The following is a 19,337-nucleotide window of genomic DNA, read 5'->3' on the forward strand; positions in this document are numbered from 1 at the left end:
CGAATGCCCAGGACAACGAGGCGATGCCGGGAAAGAAGTGTGCTGGCGCGGGTGACGCGCGTGTAGAGCCGGTGACGGAGCCGTCGGCTACCTCAGGACGAGCCTCGAATCGAATCCCGTCGGTCACTTCCTGCGGCCCGGGTGGGAGAGCGCCTGCGCGAGCTGGTCGTGGTTCATGGACGAGCGGCCCGGAATGCCAGCCGCGGCCGCCTTCTCGTACAGCTCCCCCTTCGTCAGCGCCATCAGTCCCCGGCCCTTGGCCGCCGGCCCGGAGCGCGCCCGCTTCTTCGCGGCCGGCGCCTTCTTCCCGCCCGCCGCCCGGGAACCGGGCGAGGCGGCCTTGTCGCCGGTGTCCTTGGGGCTTCTGGCCCGCTCGACGCTGGCGCGCAGGGCCTCCATGAGGTCGACGGCACCGGTCGGCTCCGCCGCCGGTTCGGCCTTCTCCACCGTCTCGCCGGAAGCCTTCGCCTTCACCAGGGCCTCCACCTTCTCGCGGAAGGAGTCGTGGAAGGCCTCCGGCTCCCACTCCATGGCCAGGGCGTCGATCAGCTGCATGGCCATCTTCACCTCCGCCGCCGTCGCCCGGACCTTCCCCGGCAGGTCAGGCACCTCGGCGTGCGGATCGCGCAGCTCATCGGCCCAGTGCAGCGTGTGGAGCGTCAGCAGGCCCTCCGCCTCCTCCGCCTTCAGGGCGACCAGGTACTCCCGCCCGCGCATCACGAAGGTGGCGATGCCGGCCTTGTTCGACTCGGCCAGGGCGCGCTCCAGGAGGGCGTAGACCTTCCCGTACTGGGCTCCCCGGGGCCCGAGGAAGTACGTCTTGTCGAAGAAAACGGGGTCCACGGTGTCCAGGTCGACGAAGCCGGAGACGTCGATCGACCGGGACCGGCCGGGAGCGATCTCGTCGAGCTCCTGCGGCTCGACGATCACGTACTCGGCTCCGGTGTCGTAGCCCTTCACGATGTCCGCCAGGTCCACCTCGTCGCCGGTGCGCTCGTTCACGCGACGGTTGCGGATCCGGTCCGCGGTCCCACGCTGGAGCTGGTGGAAGCGGATCGTATGGCTGTCCGTGGCCGTGTAGAGGCCCACCGGCAGGCTGACCAGCCCGAACCCCAAGACCCCCGTCCACACCGGTCTGGCCATCGCCCGCACCACCCTTCACGAGAGACACCAGGGCGTCTATCCACCCTGCGCCCCCTCACCCCCACCGGCAACGCCGGCCCGCCCCCGAGACGCCGACCCTCCGCCGGCGGGACAGGGAAGCCCTCACCGGGGTCGTCAGGCCCCTTCCACCTCGCCGCGCTCCCGTGTCCAGGAGCGCACGGTGTGCTCGCCCTGGGGCCCGTCCTCGACCAGCTCGATGCGGACCTCGGCTTGGCTGCCGTAGCGGCCGATGAACCCCCGGAACTTCCTCTCGGCGGTCGCTTCGCTGTCCCAGGTGCCGGTGACGGCGGGGGAGGAGGGCGGCCCGAAGTGCAGCCTGACGTGGAACGGCACATGCGGATCATGAGCGGTCCGCGTCCCTGCTGCAAGCTGCGCGAGACCAGGGACGGCCGTTGTCGCCCGGCTCCCTCACCACCCGCTGCGACACCGGCACGCCCCGTTATCGAAAAGATGTTCCGTCGCGGGTGGTATGCGGGTTACTGTCCCTGCACGCAAGATCCCTTCAGGGGGGAGCACCACATGCACGTCATCGAATCCGAAGCCCGCCCCGGTCGTCCGCCCGGTGTCACCCGCGCGGGCCCGGACGGACTCACCACCCGCCAGGCCGCCATCATCGCGTTCATCGAGCAGACCGTCGCCCGCAAGGGCTACCCGCCCTCGATGAGGGAGATCGGCGAGGGCGTCCCCCTGCGCAGTACGTCCTCTGTCGCGCACCAGCTGATGGCTCTGGAGCGCAAGGGCTTCCTCTACCGGGACCCGCACCGTCCCCGCGCCTATCGCGTCCGCAGCGATCAGCACGCCGGCCTCCCCGACGCCCCGGCCGGATTGATGGAGCCGGAGGCCGTCCAGGTCCCGCTCGTCGGCCGCATCGCTGCCGGCACGCCGATCCTCGCCGAGGAGCTCGTCGAGGACGTCCTGTCGATGCCGCGGCACCTGGTCGGCGAGGGCCAGCTGTTCGCGTTGACGGTGGTCGGCGACAGCATGATCGACGCTGCCATCTGCGACGGCGACATCGTCACCGTGAGGAAGGCCGACAGTGCGGACCACGGCGACATCGTCGCCGCCATGCTGGATGGCGAAGCCACCGTCAAGCGCCTGCGCCGCGAGAACGGCCGGGTCTGGCTCATGCCCCACAATGCAGCCCATCAGCCGATCCCCGGTGACGACGCCGTTATCCTGGGCAAGGTGGTCGCCGTCCTGCGCGCGCTCTGAACCAGAGCGCCCCGCGCCACCCATGGGGACGTCCCCTCGGCACGGCGCCCCTCCTGCACCAGCCCGGTACAACGCCGGCACGGACCAGCCCAACGACGGGATCCCGACTTGACCCTGATGCCTGGAGCACGCGTGCCGGGACGGACCTGGACGGTCCGCCTCACCGGCCACCCCGATCACACCGTGTCCGTCACCTGCAGCACCGAAGCGTGTCGGATGCCGCCCCGCTCGAAGGACGCCGCGAGCATGCGCCGCTTCGCCGCCGAGCACATCAAGGCCCACGGACGCCTCGCCGGCGCCCGCCCCAACGCGGCCTGCAGCTGCGGCAGCGCCCACTGCGCCCTCCACGAAGCCCGCGTCCGCTGCTCCGGCAGCAGCCTGCTGGTCCTCGTCCACAACCCGGCCGTCGGCCAGGTCTGGACCCTGGCCGAGGTCTGCCAGACCTGTGCCCGGAGCATCCCGCACATCACCATCCTGGCCACGGCGGCCAAGCCTGTCGTCCCCGCTCCGGCGGCCGCTTCCGTGGAGCAGTCGGCGCCGCGCACCGCGGTACCGGGCGGGTTCTCCTCACCGGAGGCCGCCCCCGACCCCTCACCGGGCCGGCGCCGGCCCCATCGTCCGCACCGCCCGAACCGGGCTCGGGGCTGAGACCGGAGCGGCGCTACCGCCGAGCCTTCGAAGCGGGGCCTGCTCTACGGCTGCTGGATGAGCACGGCGAGGGTCAGCGGCGGGTGACGCCGTAGCCGGTGTCGTTGAGGGCGGCCGTCCAGACCTCCCGGTTGAACCACTTCGTGATGTCGGGCTGCATGGCGGTGATGGTGTCCATCCGGGCCTGCCAGTCGGTGCCGGTGGGCCGCTTGTCCTGGCAGCCGGTGCACCCGTCCTCGCCGTGGATGTGGCCGGCCATCCAGGCGTTGACGGCGACGTTGACGATGACACTGTAGAGGTCGCCGCCGCTCTCCTCCAGGGCGTCAGGGACACCCCCGAGGATGAGCGCCAGCTCCGGGTTGTCGATGGGCGGCATCGGCGCGCGCCCCACCTGGCCGGGCGTGCTGCTGGTCTCGGCCGCCTGCCGTTGCTGGGCGATGCCGGCCGCGAGGCCGGCCGGGTCGAAGTACCGCCAGGCGGAGCGCTCCTGGATCCCGAGCTGGGTCGCGACGGCGCGGATGTTCTGCTCGATGGTGTCGGCGACCGTACCCGGGCGAACGGTCACACCCCGACGGGCCAGCTCGGCCAGCGTGTCGGCGACGGCTTCCTTGAACGCTCTGGTGTTCCTCATGGACGCCATCCTTCAGGAAAGCCCCCGGCCTCTGGATCCCGATCCATCCTGCTTCATGCTGGGGGTGCCGAGTGACCGCCCTCGGCATCCGTGGGTCAGCCGCTGCGCGGCCGCCCGAACGGCCACTGCCCGGTGAACTCCCTGAGACGGTCCCGCTGGCGCTGCTCCTCCTTGATGATGTCGTTGAGCACGGCCTGATCGACGTGGGGAGCGGCGGCGGCGAGGACCAGGCGCTGGAGCTCGGCGGGGTCGAGCGCCTCAACCTCCCACTGCACCGGCTGGGAGGGGTCGAGTCCGTACCGGTGGGCGAACCCGGCCCAGCGCGGGTCCCAGGCCTCCCGCAGCGGCGGGCAGGTCGTACGCGCGGACCTGATCGTGCGTGAGCAGGACGCGCTCCACACGGCTCCAGCAGGCCGTGCGGGCAACCCAGTCCCGCACGATGTCGGCCCCCGAGGCGTCGAAGTCCCCGACGTAGAGCAGCACGGCCGGCCGCTGGTCCCGGGCCGTACGCTCGCGCACGACCTGGACGTAACTCTGGCTGCCGAAGCCGCGGACGACGAGCACGGGAATGCCCGAACGCTCCAACCAGTCCGTGAGCTGGGCCCGCAAGGTGTCCTTCTCACAAGCGACGTAAAGGGCTATCTCCTGGCCGGCGGTGCGGTCCAGAGCGAACCAGTCTGGGGCGTCCCGGATGAACGCCCCCGGCGTTCGGCCAAGCTGGCCGTGAACCTCGCGGAGCGGGTCGATGAGGTCGGGGAACCGCTCCTCCCGGCGGGCCTGGGCCAGGCGGGCGGACAGGCGCCGGTAAGTCGGCGCGGTGTGCGGGATCAGCCCCTCGACCACGAGACGGTAATACGCCTGCCGAAGGGTGCAGCCGCCCACCTGGTCGTAGCCGGTGACGATGCCGGCGGCGCGAGCCGCGTGCGCGGCCACTGGAGTCGAGTCACACCGGTACATGTACCCCTTCGGCCGACTGAGACGGCGCCTAACGTCCCAGGCGACCCCGGGCAGCCCTCACCAGGGTCGGGCAAGCCACAAGGGAGAGAAGCTGTGACGCTCAGACCACCGGTCGAGCCAATGCTGGCGCAGGCCGCGGAAGCCCTGCCCCGCTCAGCCGCACCACGCGCCGGGGTGGCGTACGAGCAGAAGCTGGACGGTCACCGGGCGATCCTCTTCACCCCGGCCGGCCCGGGCGGCCCGGTGTTGATTCAGACGCGCCGCGGGGCCCTGGTCCAGGACCGGTGGCCGGACCTGGTGGCGGCCGCCGAGACGCAGTTGCCGCACGGCCTGGTCCTTGACGGCGAACTGGTCGTCTGGGACACCGAGGCGGGCCGACTGTCCTTCGAGGCGTTGCAGCGCCGAGCGGCCGCCCGCGCCCGCGGAGCCCGGGCCCTGGCGGCCCGATGGCCGGCCTACTTCGTCGCCTTCGACCTCCTGCAGCAGGACGGCCAGGAGCTCCTCGCCCGCCCATACGACGAGCGCCGAGCCCAGCTGGAGAACCTGTTCGCCGAGCACGCTCTGACAGCCCCATGGACGCTCGTCCCGCAGACCACAGACCTGGCCAAGGCCCGGGAATGGCTGGAGTCCTGGACGGACGTGTCCGGGGTGGAGGGGATTCTGGTTAAGCCCCTGAATGGCCGCTATCAGGCCGGGTACCGGGGCTGGACGAAGTTCCGGAGGCGGGACACCGCAGAGGCGATCGTCGGCGCGATCACCGGCACCCTGGCCCGTCCGCAGCTCTTGGTCCTCGGCCGCCACGACACCGACGGCCGCCTACGGCCGGTGGGCCGCACCGTACCGCTGCGTCCGGACGCCGCCCGGCAGGTCGCCGAGTACCTCACCCCGGCCGAGCCCGGGCACCCGTGGACGGGGGCGAGGTTCTCGGCGACGTGGGAGAGTCGCGACGTCCTCGACACCACCCTCGTCCATCCCGCTTTGGTCGCCGAGGTCAGCGCCGACCGGGCCATCGACCACGGCGGCGTCTACCGCCACCCGCTGCGCTTCCAGCGTCTGCGCGTGGACATAGAGGTGGAGGACGTGCCCAGGTTCGGTCAGGGCTCGGCGGTGGCCGGCTGACCGGGCGGGGGCGGGGTGCAGTGGCGTTTCGCCGGTGAACCGTGTGCGCGGGCGGGTGAACCGGGCCGGGCTGACCTGTTGCTGACGGCGCGGGGTCCGGTAGAACCGGCCCATGATGATCATGAAGCGGTCCGCTGTCGCGGCCGCGGCCGTCGCCCTGACCTTGTCCCTGCCCACGGCCGCGGACGCGGCCGCGGCCGCACAGACTGCTGCCCCGGCGCCGGTTGCGGCCGTGGTGCCGCAGGTGCTGCCGCTGGGGGTCGCGGTGGGCGCCCTGCCGCTGGCGGTGGAGGACCGGACCGGCTACCAGCGGACCTCCTTCCGCCACTGGAACGCCGGCGACATCCCAGCCGACGGATGCAACACCCGCGCCGAGGTCCTCCTGGCCGAGGCGATCGTCTACCCAGAGATCGGGCCGGGCTGCACCCTGACCGGCGGGGTGTGGTGGTCGTACTACGACGAGCGGGAGGTGACGTCGGCCGGGGCCCTGGACATCGACCACATGGTCCCGCTCGCCGAGGCCTGGGACTCTGGAGCGGCGGAATGGACGCCCGCACGGCGTGAGGCGTATGCGAACGACCAGGGCCAGCCCGCCTCGCTGGTGGCGGTGACGGCCCGCTCGAACCGGTCCAAGGCCGACCAGGATCCCGCGGAGTGGCTCCCGCCGTCCGCGGACGCGCTGTGCCGGTACGGCGCTGAGTGGACCGCGACGAAGCTTCGGTGGGGTCTGGCGGTGGACGAGATGGAGCGGGACCGGCTGCTGGACATCGCGGCCGGCTGCGGCGGCACCGACGTGGAGTTCACCCCCGCCCCGTAGCTGGGTGGTCGAGGCCGGGCCGAGGGGTGCTGTCGGTGGTAGCGGTGACCATGGGGAGATGAGTGCCGGTACTGCGCCTGACGACCCGCACGCGGGGATCGACGGGCTGTGTGAGCAGATCCGGGGCGCCCTCGCAGAACGGGCGCCCCGGCTGCTCGGCGTTCACATCCACGGGACGTGCGGGGCCCGGCGGAGTTGGCGCGGCTGGTGGCGAAGTCGCGGTGCCGCCCAGTAACGGTGCGGCCGCGCTAACGGTGCGGCCGCGCGGGCCGGACTGCACGTGGCCGCCGCCAGGGCACCCGCGGCTGCCGATGAGCAGCGGGGGCCGGATGTACGGGCGGACCTGGCCGCGGTCCGGGCGGGGTGTCGGCGTGCGGCTGCCGCGGTCGGTTAGCGCGTTGCCGTCGGCTTCTGACCCAGGTCTGCGCCACGGCTGTCGGGCGGGTTCATCGGTGTGCGCGCCAGGTGCCAGCCGGCATGCCACCACGCATGCGACCGGGGGGACGCAGTACACCCCGGTGAACGCCCTCATCGCGGTGATGCTCGCGGTCAGCCTGCTGCGAGGCCTGGAGGCCGATCCCTTCAAGGTCACCATCCACTGCTAGCTCTAATCGCACGCGCATGCGGATTGGTGCCCGTGGGAGTGAATCCTGCACACGAAAAGGGAGATTGGAGGTTCGGGCGGCGTCTGGTGGGCGAGGGCGCCGTAGAGCGCCCCCGTCCAAGAGATGGGAACCCCTAGATGAAGGCGTTCATGGAGGCAGCCGGGTATGTCCCGACCGCCCTGAGCGCGCTGCACGCGCTGGGCGCCGTGGTGCGCCTGTGGCAGCACCGCAGGTCCGGGAAGTCCGGCCCCTGCCGGTGCTCCCACCCGGCCGAACGCGAAAACATCGGAACCCCAGGCGACCACGCCGCTGCCGCCCACCCCGGTACACCGGAGCCCGCGGTCGTTGTGGTCATCGCGCTCCCTGCCGCGGGTGTGGTCGCTGGGCACGTCACCGTAAGCGTGACCGTCGGACCCGCGGTCGGGGAGCGTGGCCGGTGGTAGGTCCCGTGCTCGACGACAGCGTCGGCGGCGAGCCCGCCACCCTCGGCGCCGGCATCCTGCAGCGACTGGCCGACTTCTGCCCGAGCTTCATGGCGAGCGAGCCGGCCCGCCTGCGGCAGCGCTTCCCCAGACTGTCCCTTGCCGCCGGTGAGGACGCGGCGGGAGAAGCGGTGGCCGCGACCGTACGACTTGCCGCGGCGGGCCGGCTGCCCGAGGACACCGACCTGGCCGCCTATCTGCACACGGCCGCCGTCAACCGGGTCCGTACCGACTTCCGCCGACAGGCCCGCGCCGACAAGGCCTTGGCGGTCAAGGGCGCGGACACTCCTGGCACTGTGGCCGGCTCTGTCGCCTCGCAGGACCTCCTTGAGGAGCTGGTGGTTCCCGCGATCAAGTCCATGCGCCGTAGCCGCAGACGCCGGGTCGTGGAACTGCAGAGCCAGGGCTGGACCGACGAGGAGATCGCGGACGAGCTCGGGATACCCCTTTCACGCCTCTATCACGACCGGCACGCCGCGCTGCGCTCCCTGCGCCGCATACTCGCCGGGCATATCCCGCCCCGGGTCGGAAAGAACAACAAGCACGGAAAGAAGGGTGACTGATGTGAGCACGTACGACGACCACCCGGACGGGCGACGGTGCCCGGAGCCGGTGGTCCCGGCCGGGCTCGCGGACCTGATGGCCCAGATCGCCGGGCCACCCGACCACTGGGACCGCCCCGAGGGCCCCCTCGGGCCTCTGGCCCACCAGTACCGGCTGACCCGAGCCGAACGAGAGCTCGCCAACTCCCACTACAGAATGGGATCCAAGGCCCTCGCCCGACAGGAGTTCGACCGGGCCGCCGACTGCCTGGGCGCAGCCGCCGAAGCCGGCCACCCGGGAGCACTGTTCCGCCTCGCCGTCCTCGCCGCCCGCACCGACCAGGAACCCGACGACGTCCGCTTCCTGGTCGCCGAAGCCGCCCGCCACGGACACGGCGACGCCCAGCGCCTCCTCGTTCCCCCCGGGCACCATGCCCTCCCCCCCTCGGCCTGGCTGCGCCCTGCCCAGGACCCCCCTCACGCCGAAGAGCTGTGGCAGGCCCTGAATCCGACCCCGCAGAACCAGCCCCGATCCACCCCGGCGCAGCCGCCCGTCATCCGGGATGCGGGCAGCGGCCTTGTCGGCCAGGACGACCGTCCGCGGCTGGTGCCGGTCCCTGCACCGCGCCTCGCCCGCCACGACGCCCGGCCCCGCCTGAAGACTCCGCCGGTGTCCGCTCCCCGCCCCCCCACGCGAGCGGGGAACGCGCGTGCCGCACTTCGTCCGCTGATCGTGGCATCCAGCGGTCTCGCCGCTACCGAGCTGCGGACCGGCCCGGCACCGGCCGGCGGGGGAGGCGCTGTGTCAGGGCCGCCGGTCACGGTGCCCGCCACCCCCGCCGCACTGCCCGCGCCCGAGGACGGGCCAGCGGGGCAGGGCACGCAGACGTGGTGGGAGTCCCGATACCTGCGGCCGGCACGGCTCACCGGCCTGGCGCGGAACTTGCCTCAGACCCAGCAGGTCCCCCCGCAGTGGGAGACCGTGGCCAGAGCCCGCGAGCTGCTCCACCTCATCGAGAACACGGACGGCATCACCACCCGCGACCTCACCCGCCGCACCGGCCTGAGCTTCGCCACGGCCACGCACCTGCTGCACTGGCTGCGCGGCCAGCACCTCGTCGACAGCATCGCCGGGGAACACCGCACCGGGCCCCGCCTCGACCTTGCCCGGATGCCGGGCCGGACGAACGAACTCCTCGCCGTCACCCTCGACGGGCTGTGTGAGAGTCTGGGCGCGGCCATCTACTACTCGCAGTACACCGACGGCGAGGTCCATGTGCTGACCTCAGCCTCCGGACCTATGGCCCCGCCGGTGACCGAGGACGTGCCCTTCCCCCAGGTCGCGCACGCCAGCGCCGTCGGCAAGAGCCTCCTCGCGCAGCTCGACTTCGACGGGCGCATGGATCACCTCAGCCGGTACGAGCCCTTCGCCCTGACCGGCAGGACCATCACCGACCCACAGCAGCTCTTCGCCGCACTCGACGGACACGGGCCCCAGGCCTGCCAGTTCGACCTGCTCGAATACTCCATGCGCGAAGTCTGCGCCGCCGTACCCCTCTCCCTCCCCGGCCGCGCGACGTGCGTCGCACTCTCCCTGCCCGCCCACCGGTACCCACAGCTCCTGGAGACAGCCCACACCCTCAGCCAGCACTCCGCCGGCATCCTCCTGGCCCTACTCCTCGCCGACACCGCCGACAGCAGCTCCACCGCCGAACCCGGCCAACCCTGCACGAATGTATGGCCTGCTGGCGGCACAACCGCTATCGCCCTCCCGTGACCGACAGCACTTGCTGTGCCGCTGGTGCGTGCCTCTTCAGACGTCGCCGCACCAGCGGCAGAAGCAACGAGCCTGTGTCCCTCGCCGACCTCAGGCCCGGGCACAGGCCACCTCCTTCGCGAGGGCGGTGCCGGCACGGCGCGGAGTGGACCGCGACGACTGTATGCGGAGCCCAAGTTCAGGGAACGCCCTCGGTGACCCTCCACTCAGGCGCACCCTGGGTGCTGTTCGGGCAAGGACTGCAAGCTCCGCATGCTGGCCCAGCCAACGTCGCAGCCGCTCTCGCACGTGGCACCACGGGCATGCCGGAGACCGAGCCACTGACGCGGCCCGGGCGGTATGGCTTCCTGCCCAGGCGGTGTGTATCCCTTCGTGATCTTCGGACACGCCCGCCCGGGGTCCCTACAGCCGGCCCCAGGGAGACCATCAGCAATGCCGACTGGCAGTGCACCGCCCTGGCCATCCCCAGCCTGACCGGCGACGACGAATTCCTCTACGCGCTCCACTACACGTGACAGGCGCCCTTTCCGGCTGCGCAGGGTTATCCGGGGGCTCAGCACAGGAGGTGCCGCCGGTTCTTCCCCAGTAGCGGATCCAGCGGACGGCGGCACACCTCACATCGCAGGCCACCCGCCGGCACCGGCGGAGGCGGCAGGGGAGCGGGCGCACGCGCCGCACGGTCCCGGGCCTCACGGACTGCTCGGGCGTACCGGGCCTCGCCGTCCCTCCGCTGCTTCGCCTCCTCCTGCGCCGCCTGCTGAGAGTCGAGCACCCGCTGGCGTAGCCCCTCCGGCAGCACTGCACCGCCCGGTCCCAGCCCCAGTGCGGCGAGCGGGATCGTCACCCGCTCCAGTTCGTCGAGCGGACACGGCGGATGGTGCAGCCCGAACACCGACAGGTCCGGTGCCTGCCACCATTGATGTGCGCGCGCATGCGGCACGCCCAGCGACGTCGCCGCCTCCCGCTTGGAGACGGAGTAGAACCACACCGGCAAACCCTCGTCGAGCACCACGTGCGGGAAATGCACCCGAGGCCGCCAGAACCACACGTCGACGACGCCTTGGCGCGCGTAGTCCCGATGCCGGGCGCGCCACCCGTCGTCGGTCATGAGCTTGCGCTGCGCCTCCAGCGCGATTTTCGTGCCGTCCTGCAGCAGCACCTCGACATCGGCCCGCCGGTCGTGATCCTCCGTCCACTGCTCCAGCCGCACACGGTCGACCCCGGGCCTCGACCGGGCCCAAGCCGCGAGGAGGTGCTTGGTCGTGATGTGCCAGACCGTCTCCGGTCCGTGGCCTCCGGCCGGCGCCTGCCCGGGCGGGTGCGCGAAATGACGGCGGACCTTCCCGCCCAGCCTCCCCCGTGTCACCAGGGGCACCCGGGTGCCCACCGGGGCCTCGAACCCGTGGAAGCAGTAGAAACACACCAGCTGACCCGTGCCGCCGTACCCGTGGCGCTTCCAGCGCTCCGGCGGCCCCTCGGCAATGTGCACCTCCCGACGGGTCTCCAGGTCGAACCCCACCACCAGTAAGTCGTCCTGCACGCTCCGCCCCTCCCCTTCGGGCTTCCCCCCGGGGGGTCCTCCTACTACCTAGGATTCCGTTCCCGTCCATTGAAGACGTCGACCAGGCGGCCCCACAGGGAGCCGCCCGGCCGGGTCCTGTTCGGCGACCCCACCGGTCAGCTCTGGCTCTGCAGCGGCGGGAGCTCCCGCAGGGCAGCGGGCAGTTCGTCGATTCCGCGCTGCAGGTACCAGGCCAAGGACCAGCGCAGGACGACGCCGCGGCGCAGGCGCCACTGGTCGCAGAGCTGGGACAGGACGTCGTCGCAGAAGTCCTCCCGCAGCTCCACCAGCACCTCGTCCTCGGGATAGGACGCGTACCCGATGCCGCACTTGTCCGGGTCGCCGAGGTCGAGCGCGTCGGCGAGGATCACCGCGGCCGCCGCGCTGGTGCCGCCGCCGTTGTACCCCCAGCCGAAGCCACCGTGCTCGGGCTCGGCCAGGTCCCGCAGCACCTTCACGCCCTGCCGCTCGGTCGGGCCGAACTCGACCTCCTCGACCAGGATCCGGGCGGGCTGCCACTCTTCCTCGTCGCTCCTGTTGCTCTCCGGGCCGTCCTGGATCCCGTGGTACGTCCAGTCCCTGTACGTCACGTCGCTCCCTAGTCGCTGCTGCAGAACCTCCACAGCCTGCCGCAGTGGAATGGAGGCGGACAGGGCTTACCCGGCCAGCCCGAGGCGGGAACGGTTCGCGTACATGTCCGCCGCAACCGGCGCTCAGCGCTGTCATCGACGACCTCCATATTCCGTTTCCGCGGCCGGGACGTTCTGGGACCCTGGAGTGCATGGCGAGAAGTCCGGATGCACGGGGTACGGCATCGGACCCGTTCTGGGGTCGGGTGCGCGAGCTGGAGCACACACCGGGCCATCACGTGCGCCGCCAACACCTGGTCTCGAAGGTCCTCCTCAAACGCTTCACGGACCCGGGGAGCAGAGGCTCGGGCCCCCAGCTCTACCCCTTCGATCTCCGCCACCCCCACCAGCGGCACAAGCTCAAGGGCCCAGCCGGCTGCGGCTGGTCCGACAACTTCGTGCCCTTCGCTTCCGGCACCCTCGAAGACCTCTGGGCACGCACCGAGCAGAACCTGCCCCACGCATTCGCCGCACTGGACGGCGGCCGAATCCTGGAGGAGACCCAGCACCATCCCGTACTGCGCGACTTCCTAGCCCTGCACTGGGTGCGCTCCCACTTCTACCGCGACACCTTCAACCGCATCTTCACCGAGTTCCGGGCCAGCAGCCGGCGCTGGTTCCTCACCGACGGACAAGAGCTGATCCGGGCTGCCGCCTTGCAGGAGTACGGCCTCCACATCACCGGCCCGGACGGAATGCAGCACATGGTCGACGACCTCCTGCGCCCGACCGACGAACTCTTCGCCAGCGGCGCCCTGCTGCGCATACGGATGGAAGAGATGTTCCACAAGGTCCGGAACAGAATCGCCGCATCCGGGCTGGCGATCCACAGCCCTGAATCCGGAGAGCTTCTCATCGGAGACACCCCCGCCCAGACGGTCCGCTTCGAGCGCGGCAAACCGGTCTTCGGCATGGCTCTCGGGGACGCGACCAGCATGGTCATCCCCCTCGGCCCCAAACATCTGCTGAGCCTCGGGCGCGAGCACACCCTTGGCATGCTGAACGAAGCCGGAAGGGAGTCCATGAACCGACTGCAGGGCTGTCGGCCGCCCGCTACGTCTACTACCGGCCCGGCAGCCGCCTCGACCGCACCGTCCGCAGCGCTCTCAGGGCCCGAGAGGACGGCCTGGCCACGTAACCCTCCGGGCTACGACACGCGGCACCAGGCGGGTTCTCCGCACCGGAGGGCTCCCAACCCCTCTCGGGGCCGTTGCCGCCCCCGTCCGAACTGGTCGCGGGGCTGAGATCGGAGCGGCCCCACCGCCACGCCCTCGCAGAGGCGTCTGCTCCGCCGCTCCGCGACCGCTGGACGAGCATGGACTGGGTCAGCCTCGGGTGACGCCGCAGCCGGTGTCGTTGAGGGCGGCCGTCCAGACCTCCCGGTTGAACCACTTCGTGATGTCGGGCGTCATTGCGGTGATGGTGTCCATCCGGGCCTGCAAGTCGGTACCGGTGGGCCGCTTGTCCTGACAGCCGGTGCAGCCGTCCTCGCCGTGGATGTGGCTGGCCATCCAGGCGTTGACGGCGACGTTGTGGACGTGGTTTTCCGCTGACCGCTGACCGCTGACCTCAGTTTCAGCGTGCACCCGGGGTGGGGAGAATAGCTGCGGGGTCGTATGCCGATCCCGGGTCAGTCGGTCTCAAGGATTGACTGCAGGACACCCGATTCCGTCACCTGCCCCCAAGGGATCTTGTAGCGATTCGGATGTGTGTGGATCACCGCGTGCTCCTGCGTCCCGATGATGATCGGAGTACTGAGCTGGAGGTCTGCGAGGATGCGGAGAGTGGACTCGTCTTCTTCGGCCACGATGAAGAACGTGTCGGCCGCAAGAGCGTGAGCCAGGCGATCGCGGAAGGCGGAGTCGTCTAGCCGAGGGCCACGGTTCGCAGTGCCGTCGCTGGACGTGACGCTCGAGGAGCGGCGGATGGCACTCCGCAGCTGGTGCAAAGCCTCACTCAGGTCAGGTCGCGCCGCCTCCGTAACGACGAAGAATCCGCATTCGAGGATGCCCTGCCGTGCCCTCATCATGCTCGCCAGCGCCTCTGCCCTCTTCCAAGCGGTCCCGTTCAGGATGAGGAGGTGCGGGATGGGAACCGGTCGGGGACTGGGTGTCACTGTCCCGATCGACGGGAGCGCCTCGCTTCTGCGGCGGCGTCGCAACTGGAGCCGGATCTGGGGCAGATGGACGAGGTGGCTTAGCGCGAAGAGGAGGGGGCTCAGCTTGCCTGGGATCTCTTCCAGCTCGGCCAGCCACTCCTCGGAGTAGCGCTCGATGGCCTCCGAGGCCCCGAGGCGGCGGGCCGCCCAGAGGGTGATGCGTCGGGCTAACGCAGGGCCCCACTCGAAGAACTCGCTCAGCATGAGGGGCAGCACGACTGCCATGAAGATGGCGATCATCATCAGCAGCCCCCTGCGAGACCTGGCCGGACGATCCCGGTGCACCGCGTTGCCGGTTGCCTGCGGGAGACCACCAGGCTTCGTGCGCCGGCGACGCGGTTCGGGTCCAGCTCATAGAACCGGCGTCGCGGCCCCCGGCTCTGCGAGCCGGAGTCCTCCCACTTGCTGGTGACCCAGCCGCAGTCTTCGAGACGCATGAGGATGGGGACGACACTGCCGGATGGGCGGCCAATCTCTTTGGAGATCTTCAGCGCGTAGAGATCCGGCTGTCCCGCTAGGAGTACCTCGATCACGTCGAGGGTCGCGTCGGTGACGCGGAAAGGAACATCCATGCCTCAACTCTAGCTAGCTAGAGATGATCTGGCGAGGGTTCCGGAGCCAGGTGCGGGCGCCCGAGTCCGCCGCCGGGATCTGGGCGACCTTTTCGGAGCCACATGACCACCTCGGCCCCCGCCTCCCGTCCGTCCGGTCCCGGCGCATGCTCGGCGCCGGCGCGGCCGCGATCACTGCCTGTGCGGCGTGCTGCGCGGGTCCGATCCTCGCCGTCGTAGGCGACACCTCCGCGACCGGCGCGCTGTGGATGTCCGTCCTGGCGGTTCTGCCCGTGACCGCCGGACTTGGCGCCCTCGTCGTACGGCGCCATACGACGGCCTGCGGCACGGCAGGCGCCAGCTGACCTCGGCATGCCGACCGCCGGGCCGCCCCCGGACACGGACGGGAGTGGGACCGCTCGGTCGCAGCGACCACAACTCGGTCTCTGCGGCTGCATCAAGCGCTGGAGTTCGACGGGGGCGAGCGCCTCGACCTCCCACTGCACCGGGCGGGCGACTTTGAGCCCGCAGCGGTCGGCGAATCCGGCCCAGCTGGTCTCCGGAGCGCGGCCAAGAATACCTTCAGCGCGGCGCCGACCGGAGGGAGCCGCTGCGAAGAAGGCCGTCGAAGGGCACGTCGCGCCGCGGCGCCTAATCTGCACTGGCATGTGGGCACGTTCTCTGGCGCGGGAAAGCCCGCTCGCCGAACCTTGACCGGTTTCACCGAACTCCGAGCGCTATCGCTGGTGACAGCCCAGGATGGTGGCTTCGATCCGGTGGCGGGTGTTCGGTGGCGCCGAGGCTCGTACCGGCCAACGTGGGGGGCCTCTTGGATCAAGGTATAGCTGGACTCCTTGGCGCAGCCATCGGCGCGTTCGCTGGAGGGAGCGCGGCAGTCGCAGCTGCATGGCTCGGCCGGAATGGCATGAAGCAGCAGGCGGAAGCAATGGTTCAGCAGGCGCAGCGCCAAGCGGATACACAGCGTGAACAGTGGCAGCGCACTCTCTTACGGGACTCTTGTATCGCCTTCGTTGATGGTGCCCGCCGCCGTGTGCACGCCGTACATCGGTACAACGCCCTGCTCATGTATGACCAGCGCGGCTACGACCAGGATCCGGAGGACATAGCCCGGTCCTTCTACCAGGGACCCCCGATTTGGACGGCCTACCTCGCCGTCGAACTGGAGGCTGATGCCGAGATCCGGGAAGCCGCCCTGCGGGTCATGCAAGCCTCGTCCGCCATCCCCTTTCTTGGGAAGTGGCCGGTAGAGGGCATCACGCAAGCGGCTTACGACGCGTCTGAGGGCAAGGCTGGCGAGATGGCCGAACAGATCGAGGAGTTCGTGCGCATCGTGCGGCAGCACCTGCACATGTGATGGCCTGGGACGAACTGGGATGGCTGGCGTGAGAGGCGCGATTCGCGCCCCGTATTCGAACGCCTGCTTGAATTGGTGGATGACTTCCATCCGCTTCCCCGACGCCCTGCTCGACCCCAGGCCTCATGGCTGCGCACCTACGCCGACCTTGCCCGCCTGCCCGCTCAAGCCGGCACCGCGGCGCTCCGCCGCGGGCTCATCACCCTCTCCCGCCGGCATCGTCTCCAACTCTGGGCCGTTCCCCGGCCGCCCAGGTCGAGCTGCACCGCCGAGCGCGGGCCCGCGCCTGGGCGACCGCGGCGTGAAGCCCGTAGGGCAGGACTGGCCGCGCAGCCCAGGTTAGGGAACGTCCTCGGCTCCCCTGGTGCTGGCCGTCGGGAAACCCCACGTCGGGCGGCGGGCCATCGTTAGGATCACTCAATGGAGACCGACAGTGCCTCATCCGTCCCGGATGCTCCCATCACTAGCCGGGAGCAGGACGCGGTGCGCCTCTTGCTGCTGATTCGCGGCGCCGGCCAGAAGCCCACGGCCCTCGACCTCGCTGACCCCGGTCTCGGCAAAGCGGTTGGGGTTGTCCGTACCCAGGTGCGCCTGCAGAAGTTGGACTTCTGGCTGCGGAACCCCGACTACCTGGCCGATGAGCTGCTCACTGACTACGAGACGAGTAAGGAGCCGGCTCTGCTGGAGCTCGCGGGTCAGATCCTGGACTCCGAGGAGCCCGAGGTCCGCCGGTATCCCATGCTGCGCCACCATTTCGGTGCCTACGAGCCTCTCGACGACGCGCTCGCGGTGCTGCGCAGCAGCGGCCTGGTCGTGCGACGCCGGAAGGGGACCGTCAACCACGTGCGCCAGCATGACTACTACCTGACCCAGCACGGCGACCAGGTCGCCCAGCGCGTGGTGAGTGAGGCACCGGTGTTCTCCTACTACGTCGAGCGGGTCGCCTTGGTGGTCGCCCTGGCTGACGGACTGGGCGGCACCGCACTGAAGAAGCGGCAGTATCTGCAGCGCGAGTACGCCGAAGCGGCACGCGGCACGCGCATCGGATCGGTGAGCATCCGGGCAAGGGCCCGGCTTGAGGTACTGCGCGCGCAGAGCGCCACCAACGACAACGAGGGGGAGTCGTGACGGAAGCTGAAGAGCCTCTTGCGGCCCGGATCGCTCGACAGGCCAAGAGCAGCGAGGTCGACGTCCGCGACGTCTTCGCCACCTACGGGCTGCCTCTCACCCTGACTCCCGCCCGCCCGCGGTCACTGCGCCTGCACCGGATGCGCGTGGACGGCCTGCGCACCGGGTCCCTTGAGCCGGGCCCGTTCGACACCACCTTCCGCTTCGGTGCCGGCCTGACGGCACTGGTCGCCTCCAACCTGCGGGGCAAGACCAGCGTCCTGGAACTGATCACCTGGTGCCTGCGCGGCACCCCGCGTGACCTCCAGTCGGGGGTCCGGAACTGGATTCGCCACCTGGACCTCGACATCGTCGTGGCCGGCCAGCCCCTCGGCTTCCGCCTGGACTGCATCGACGGCGAGATCGTCCGCGCACAGGTACTGACCGGCCCGGACGTAGGCTCGCTCGAAACGGCTCGCACGTCCGATGAAGCGGGCCAAATCACCACGCTCATCACCGCCGGCAGTGCCGAGAGCTATGCCCAGCACATCCAGGCCTTCATGCTCGACCGCCTCGACCTGCAGCCCCTGCTCAACACACTCAACGAGACCGGCACACAGGCCCACGGATGGCCCGCCTACTACGGCGCGATCTACCTGCCCGCCGGTGGCGACAAGGTGCTGCTCGGCGACCAGATGATGGGCGGCCTGCCCGGCCGCCTGCTCCAGGTCTTCCTCGACCTTCCGGCCGCCGCGACCCTGACCCGCGTACGCGCCGCCCATGACGTCAGGAGCTCCACCGCCAAGCGCCGCAACGCCGACGCCCACGGCGCCTTCCAGCAGCGGCGCGAGGAACGCGAACGCAAGCAGAGCGAGCTGAGCGAGGCCCGCGCCCGACTGGCCGCGCTGCCGGGACCCGGCGAGGACGAATCCCTGACCTCCCTGGCCGCCGAAGCGGCACGACGGGCACACGAGGTGGCCGACGCCCAGGAGACCTGGGAAGGCCTGATGCGCGTGCACCGGCGCGCGGTGGAGCACCGGCGCCGCGAGGAACGCCTGCTGAACGACGTGAGCGAGAGCCTCACCGCGCGGCTCCTCTTCCACGGCCTGGACCCGCAGGCCTGCCCCCGCTGCGACCAGGAGATCGCCGAAGACCGGCGCCAGCAGGAACGCGACCACCACGCCTGCGCCATCTGCGCCCGGCCGGTCACCGGCGAGGACGACAACCCGCAGGAGGTCCAGGACGAGGCACGACTGCGCCTGGAGCAGGCGAAGGAGGCCGAGGCTACCTCCCGCCAGGCGCTGGAAGCTGCCGAGGCCGAACTCACCCAGCTCACCGATCTCCTTACAGCAGCCCAAACACGTCTGCGCGAGGCCCAATCCGTCCTTCTGCTTCCCCAGCGAATCGAGGCACAAGAAGCGATCCTGCGTCTGGAAGGAGCGCTGTCCGTTCTCCCCGATCTGCCTGAGAACATCGGCGACCCCTACGAGAGCACGATCGTCAACGTCCTGAAGGCCGGCGTCACTGTCCTGGACGGCGATAGCAAGTCCGCTGCCGAGCGACTGTTCGATGACGTCAACAAGGAGATCGCCGACCTCGGTCGCCGCTTCGGCATCACCTCCCTGGAGAAGGTAGAGATCAACCGCGCGGCCCAGCTGAAGGTCATCAAAGACGGTGGCGTCGCCGACTACTTCAGCAAGCTGTCCGCGGGCGAGCGGCTGCGCCTGCGTATCGCCGTGGTCATCGCGCTGCTGCGGGTCGGAGCGGCACATGGCCTGTCCACCCACCCGGGCCTGCTGTTGATCGACAGTCCCAAGGCCGAGGAGATCCAGGACCTCGACGCTCACAGTCTGGTCACGGAACTGGCGAAACTGGCTGACGAGAACAGCTTGCAGGTGCTGATCACCACCGCCGACTTCACCCTTGCCAATGGCGTACTGCCCAAGGACCGTATCGTCGAGGTAGCCGAGGGCCGTCCCATGTGGTGAACACAGCCCCTCAT

At 70.4% G+C, this 19,337-nt stretch carries 21 protein-coding genes; 11 read left to right on the forward strand and 10 right to left on the reverse strand.

Annotation, left to right across the window (positions count from 1 at the left end; translation table 11 throughout):
• Window positions 1-123 precede the first annotated feature (123 nt).
• Complete coding sequence (gene ku, locus AB0O53_RS14390; protein WP_365195629.1) at window positions 124-1,143, reverse strand: non-homologous end joining protein Ku; 1,020 nt, start codon at window positions 1,141-1,143, stop codon at window positions 124-126.
• 135 nt (window positions 1,144-1,278) lie between these two features.
• Window positions 1,279-1,497, reverse strand: a complete 219-nt coding sequence (locus tag AB0O53_RS14395; protein WP_365195632.1) for a hypothetical protein — start codon at window positions 1,495-1,497, stop codon at window positions 1,279-1,281.
• 186 nt (window positions 1,498-1,683) lie between these two features.
• Between AB0O53_RS14395 and lexA the strand changes: the two genes are divergently transcribed.
• Together lexA and AB0O53_RS14405 are read left to right on the forward strand one after the other, a co-directional pair.
• Window positions 1,684-2,376 (forward strand): transcriptional repressor LexA, encoded by a 693-nt coding sequence (gene lexA / locus AB0O53_RS14400; protein ID WP_365195635.1) that lies wholly within the window; start codon window positions 1,684-1,686, stop codon window positions 2,374-2,376.
• A 246-nt stretch (window positions 2,377-2,622) separates the two neighbouring features.
• Window positions 2,623-3,024, forward strand: a complete 402-nt coding sequence (locus tag AB0O53_RS14405) for a hypothetical protein (protein WP_365195638.1) — start codon at window positions 2,623-2,625, stop codon at window positions 3,022-3,024.
• Window positions 3,025-3,097: 73 nt separating this feature from the next.
• On the opposite strand, the gene AB0O53_RS14410 is transcribed toward AB0O53_RS14405, so the two are convergent.
• The 3 genes from AB0O53_RS14410 to AB0O53_RS14420 form a co-directional block, all read right to left on the reverse strand.
• Window positions 3,098-3,655, reverse strand: coding sequence for a hypothetical protein (locus AB0O53_RS14410; RefSeq protein WP_365195641.1), 558 nt, complete (start codon window positions 3,653-3,655; stop codon window positions 3,098-3,100).
• A 95-nt stretch (window positions 3,656-3,750) separates the two neighbouring features.
• Window positions 3,751-3,930, reverse strand: coding sequence for a hypothetical protein (locus tag AB0O53_RS14415; protein ID WP_365195644.1), 180 nt, complete (start codon window positions 3,928-3,930; stop codon window positions 3,751-3,753).
• Complete coding sequence (locus AB0O53_RS14420; RefSeq protein ID WP_365195647.1) at window positions 3,914-4,588, reverse strand: hypothetical protein; 675 nt, start codon at window positions 4,586-4,588, stop codon at window positions 3,914-3,916. The genes AB0O53_RS14415 and AB0O53_RS14420 overlap by 17 nt, the downstream gene beginning before the upstream one ends.
• A 144-nt stretch (window positions 4,589-4,732) precedes the next feature.
• Between AB0O53_RS14420 and AB0O53_RS14425 the strand changes: the two genes are divergently transcribed.
• The 5 genes from AB0O53_RS14425 (at window position 4,733) to AB0O53_RS14445 (ending at window position 9,954) form a co-directional block, all read left to right on the forward strand.
• Window positions 4,733-5,731, forward strand: coding sequence for an ATP-dependent DNA ligase (locus tag AB0O53_RS14425; RefSeq protein WP_365195649.1), 999 nt, complete (start codon window positions 4,733-4,735; stop codon window positions 5,729-5,731).
• A 121-nt stretch (window positions 5,732-5,852) separates the two neighbouring features.
• On the forward strand, window positions 5,853-6,548 hold the full coding sequence (locus tag AB0O53_RS14430) for an HNH endonuclease family protein (protein WP_435886652.1): 696 nt from the start codon (window positions 5,853-5,855) through the stop codon (window positions 6,546-6,548).
• Between the two features lie 452 nt (window positions 6,549-7,000).
• Entirely contained in the window at window positions 7,001-7,153 is a 153-nt protein-coding gene (locus AB0O53_RS14435) for a hypothetical protein (protein ID WP_365195652.1), read from the forward strand.
• A 448-nt stretch (window positions 7,154-7,601) separates the two neighbouring features.
• Complete coding sequence (locus AB0O53_RS14440; RefSeq protein WP_365195653.1) at window positions 7,602-8,198, forward strand: RNA polymerase sigma factor; 597 nt, start codon at window positions 7,602-7,604, stop codon at window positions 8,196-8,198.
• Window positions 8,191-9,954 carry an IclR family transcriptional regulator domain-containing protein gene (locus AB0O53_RS14445; protein ID WP_365195655.1) on the forward strand — a complete coding sequence of 588 codons (1,764 nt, stop codon included), beginning with the start codon at window positions 8,191-8,193 and terminating at the stop codon, window positions 9,952-9,954. Before AB0O53_RS14440 ends, AB0O53_RS14445 begins: the two co-directional genes overlap by 8 nt.
• Window positions 9,955-10,507: 553 nt before the next feature.
• Here AB0O53_RS14445 and AB0O53_RS14450 read toward each other — a convergent pair.
• Both AB0O53_RS14450 and AB0O53_RS14455 read right to left on the reverse strand, forming a co-directional pair.
• Entirely contained in the window at window positions 10,508-11,494 is a 987-nt protein-coding gene (locus AB0O53_RS14450) for a competence protein CoiA family protein (protein ID WP_365195657.1), read from the reverse strand.
• Between the two features lie 137 nt (window positions 11,495-11,631).
• Window positions 11,632-12,105 carry a hypothetical protein gene (locus AB0O53_RS14455; protein ID WP_365195660.1) on the reverse strand — a complete coding sequence of 158 codons (474 nt, stop codon included), beginning with the start codon at window positions 12,103-12,105 and terminating at the stop codon, window positions 11,632-11,634.
• A gap of 191 nt (window positions 12,106-12,296) precedes the next feature.
• Here AB0O53_RS14455 and AB0O53_RS14460 point away from each other — a divergent pair, with 191 nt between their 5' ends.
• On the forward strand, window positions 12,297-13,388 hold the full coding sequence (locus AB0O53_RS14460; RefSeq protein ID WP_365195663.1) for a DUF4238 domain-containing protein: 1,092 nt from the start codon (window positions 12,297-12,299) through the stop codon (window positions 13,386-13,388).
• Window positions 13,389-13,469: 81 nt separating this feature from the next.
• On the opposite strand, the gene AB0O53_RS14465 is transcribed toward AB0O53_RS14460, so the two are convergent.
• Genes AB0O53_RS14465 through AB0O53_RS14475 form a run of 3 tightly spaced genes read right to left on the reverse strand, consistent with a single transcriptional unit; the run spans window position 13,470 to window position 14,874 of the window.
• Window positions 13,470-13,730, reverse strand: coding sequence for a hypothetical protein (locus AB0O53_RS14465; protein ID WP_365195666.1), 261 nt, complete (start codon window positions 13,728-13,730; stop codon window positions 13,470-13,472).
• 44 nt (window positions 13,731-13,774) lie between these two features.
• Window positions 13,775-14,545 carry a hypothetical protein gene (locus AB0O53_RS14470; protein WP_365195668.1) on the reverse strand — a complete coding sequence of 257 codons (771 nt, stop codon included), beginning with the start codon at window positions 14,543-14,545 and terminating at the stop codon, window positions 13,775-13,777.
• Complete coding sequence (locus AB0O53_RS14475) at window positions 14,545-14,874, reverse strand: helix-turn-helix transcriptional regulator (protein WP_365195670.1); 330 nt, start codon at window positions 14,872-14,874, stop codon at window positions 14,545-14,547. Before AB0O53_RS14475 ends, AB0O53_RS14470 begins: the two co-directional genes overlap by 1 nt.
• Window positions 14,875-15,778: 904 nt before the next feature.
• On the opposite strand from AB0O53_RS14475, the gene AB0O53_RS14480 reads away from it, so the two are divergent.
• The 3 genes from AB0O53_RS14480 (at window position 15,779) to AB0O53_RS14490 (ending at window position 19,323) form a co-directional block, all read left to right on the forward strand.
• Entirely contained in the window at window positions 15,779-16,228 is a 450-nt protein-coding gene (locus tag AB0O53_RS14480) for a hypothetical protein (protein WP_365195673.1), read from the forward strand.
• Between the two features lie 420 nt (window positions 16,229-16,648).
• Window positions 16,649-17,356: a hypothetical protein gene (locus AB0O53_RS14485; protein WP_365195676.1), complete on the forward strand. Its 708-nt coding sequence runs from the start codon at window positions 16,649-16,651 to the stop codon at window positions 17,354-17,356.
• Window positions 17,353-19,323 (forward strand): hypothetical protein, encoded by a 1,971-nt coding sequence (locus AB0O53_RS14490; RefSeq protein ID WP_365195677.1) that lies wholly within the window; start codon window positions 17,353-17,355, stop codon window positions 19,321-19,323. The genes AB0O53_RS14485 and AB0O53_RS14490 overlap by 4 nt, the downstream gene beginning before the upstream one ends.
• Window positions 19,324-19,337: the final 14 nt, after the last annotated feature.

The organism is Streptomyces erythrochromogenes, assembly GCF_040684695.1.
Taxonomy (GTDB): Bacteria; Actinomycetota; Actinomycetes; order Streptomycetales; family Streptomycetaceae; genus Streptomyces; species Streptomyces erythrochromogenes_C.

Coding starts and splice junctions, on each gene's coding strand:
- ku (WP_365195629.1), bottom strand. CDS start 1,143: ATGGCCAGACCGGTGTGGACGGGGGTCTTGGGGTTCGGGCTGGTCAGC.
- lexA (WP_365195635.1), top strand. CDS start 1,684: ATGCACGTCATCGAATCCGAAGCCCGCCCCGGTCGTCCGCCCGGTGTC.
- AB0O53_RS14405 (WP_365195638.1), top strand. CDS start 2,623: ATGCGCCGCTTCGCCGCCGAGCACATCAAGGCCCACGGACGCCTCGCC.
- AB0O53_RS14410 (WP_365195641.1), bottom strand. CDS start 3,655: ATGAGGAACACCAGAGCGTTCAAGGAAGCCGTCGCCGACACGCTGGCC.
- AB0O53_RS14425 (WP_365195649.1), top strand. CDS start 4,733: ATGCTGGCGCAGGCCGCGGAAGCCCTGCCCCGCTCAGCCGCACCACGC.
- AB0O53_RS14430 (WP_435886652.1), top strand. CDS start 5,853: ATGAAGCGGTCCGCTGTCGCGGCCGCGGCCGTCGCCCTGACCTTGTCC.
- AB0O53_RS14460 (WP_365195663.1), top strand. CDS start 12,297: ATGGCGAGAAGTCCGGATGCACGGGGTACGGCATCGGACCCGTTCTGG.
- AB0O53_RS14470 (WP_365195668.1), bottom strand. CDS start 14,545: ATGATGATCGCCATCTTCATGGCAGTCGTGCTGCCCCTCATGCTGAGC.
- AB0O53_RS14475 (WP_365195670.1), bottom strand. CDS start 14,874: ATGGATGTTCCTTTCCGCGTCACCGACGCGACCCTCGACGTGATCGAG.
- AB0O53_RS14480 (WP_365195673.1), top strand. CDS start 15,779: ATGAAGCAGCAGGCGGAAGCAATGGTTCAGCAGGCGCAGCGCCAAGCG.
- AB0O53_RS14485 (WP_365195676.1), top strand. CDS start 16,649: ATGGAGACCGACAGTGCCTCATCCGTCCCGGATGCTCCCATCACTAGC.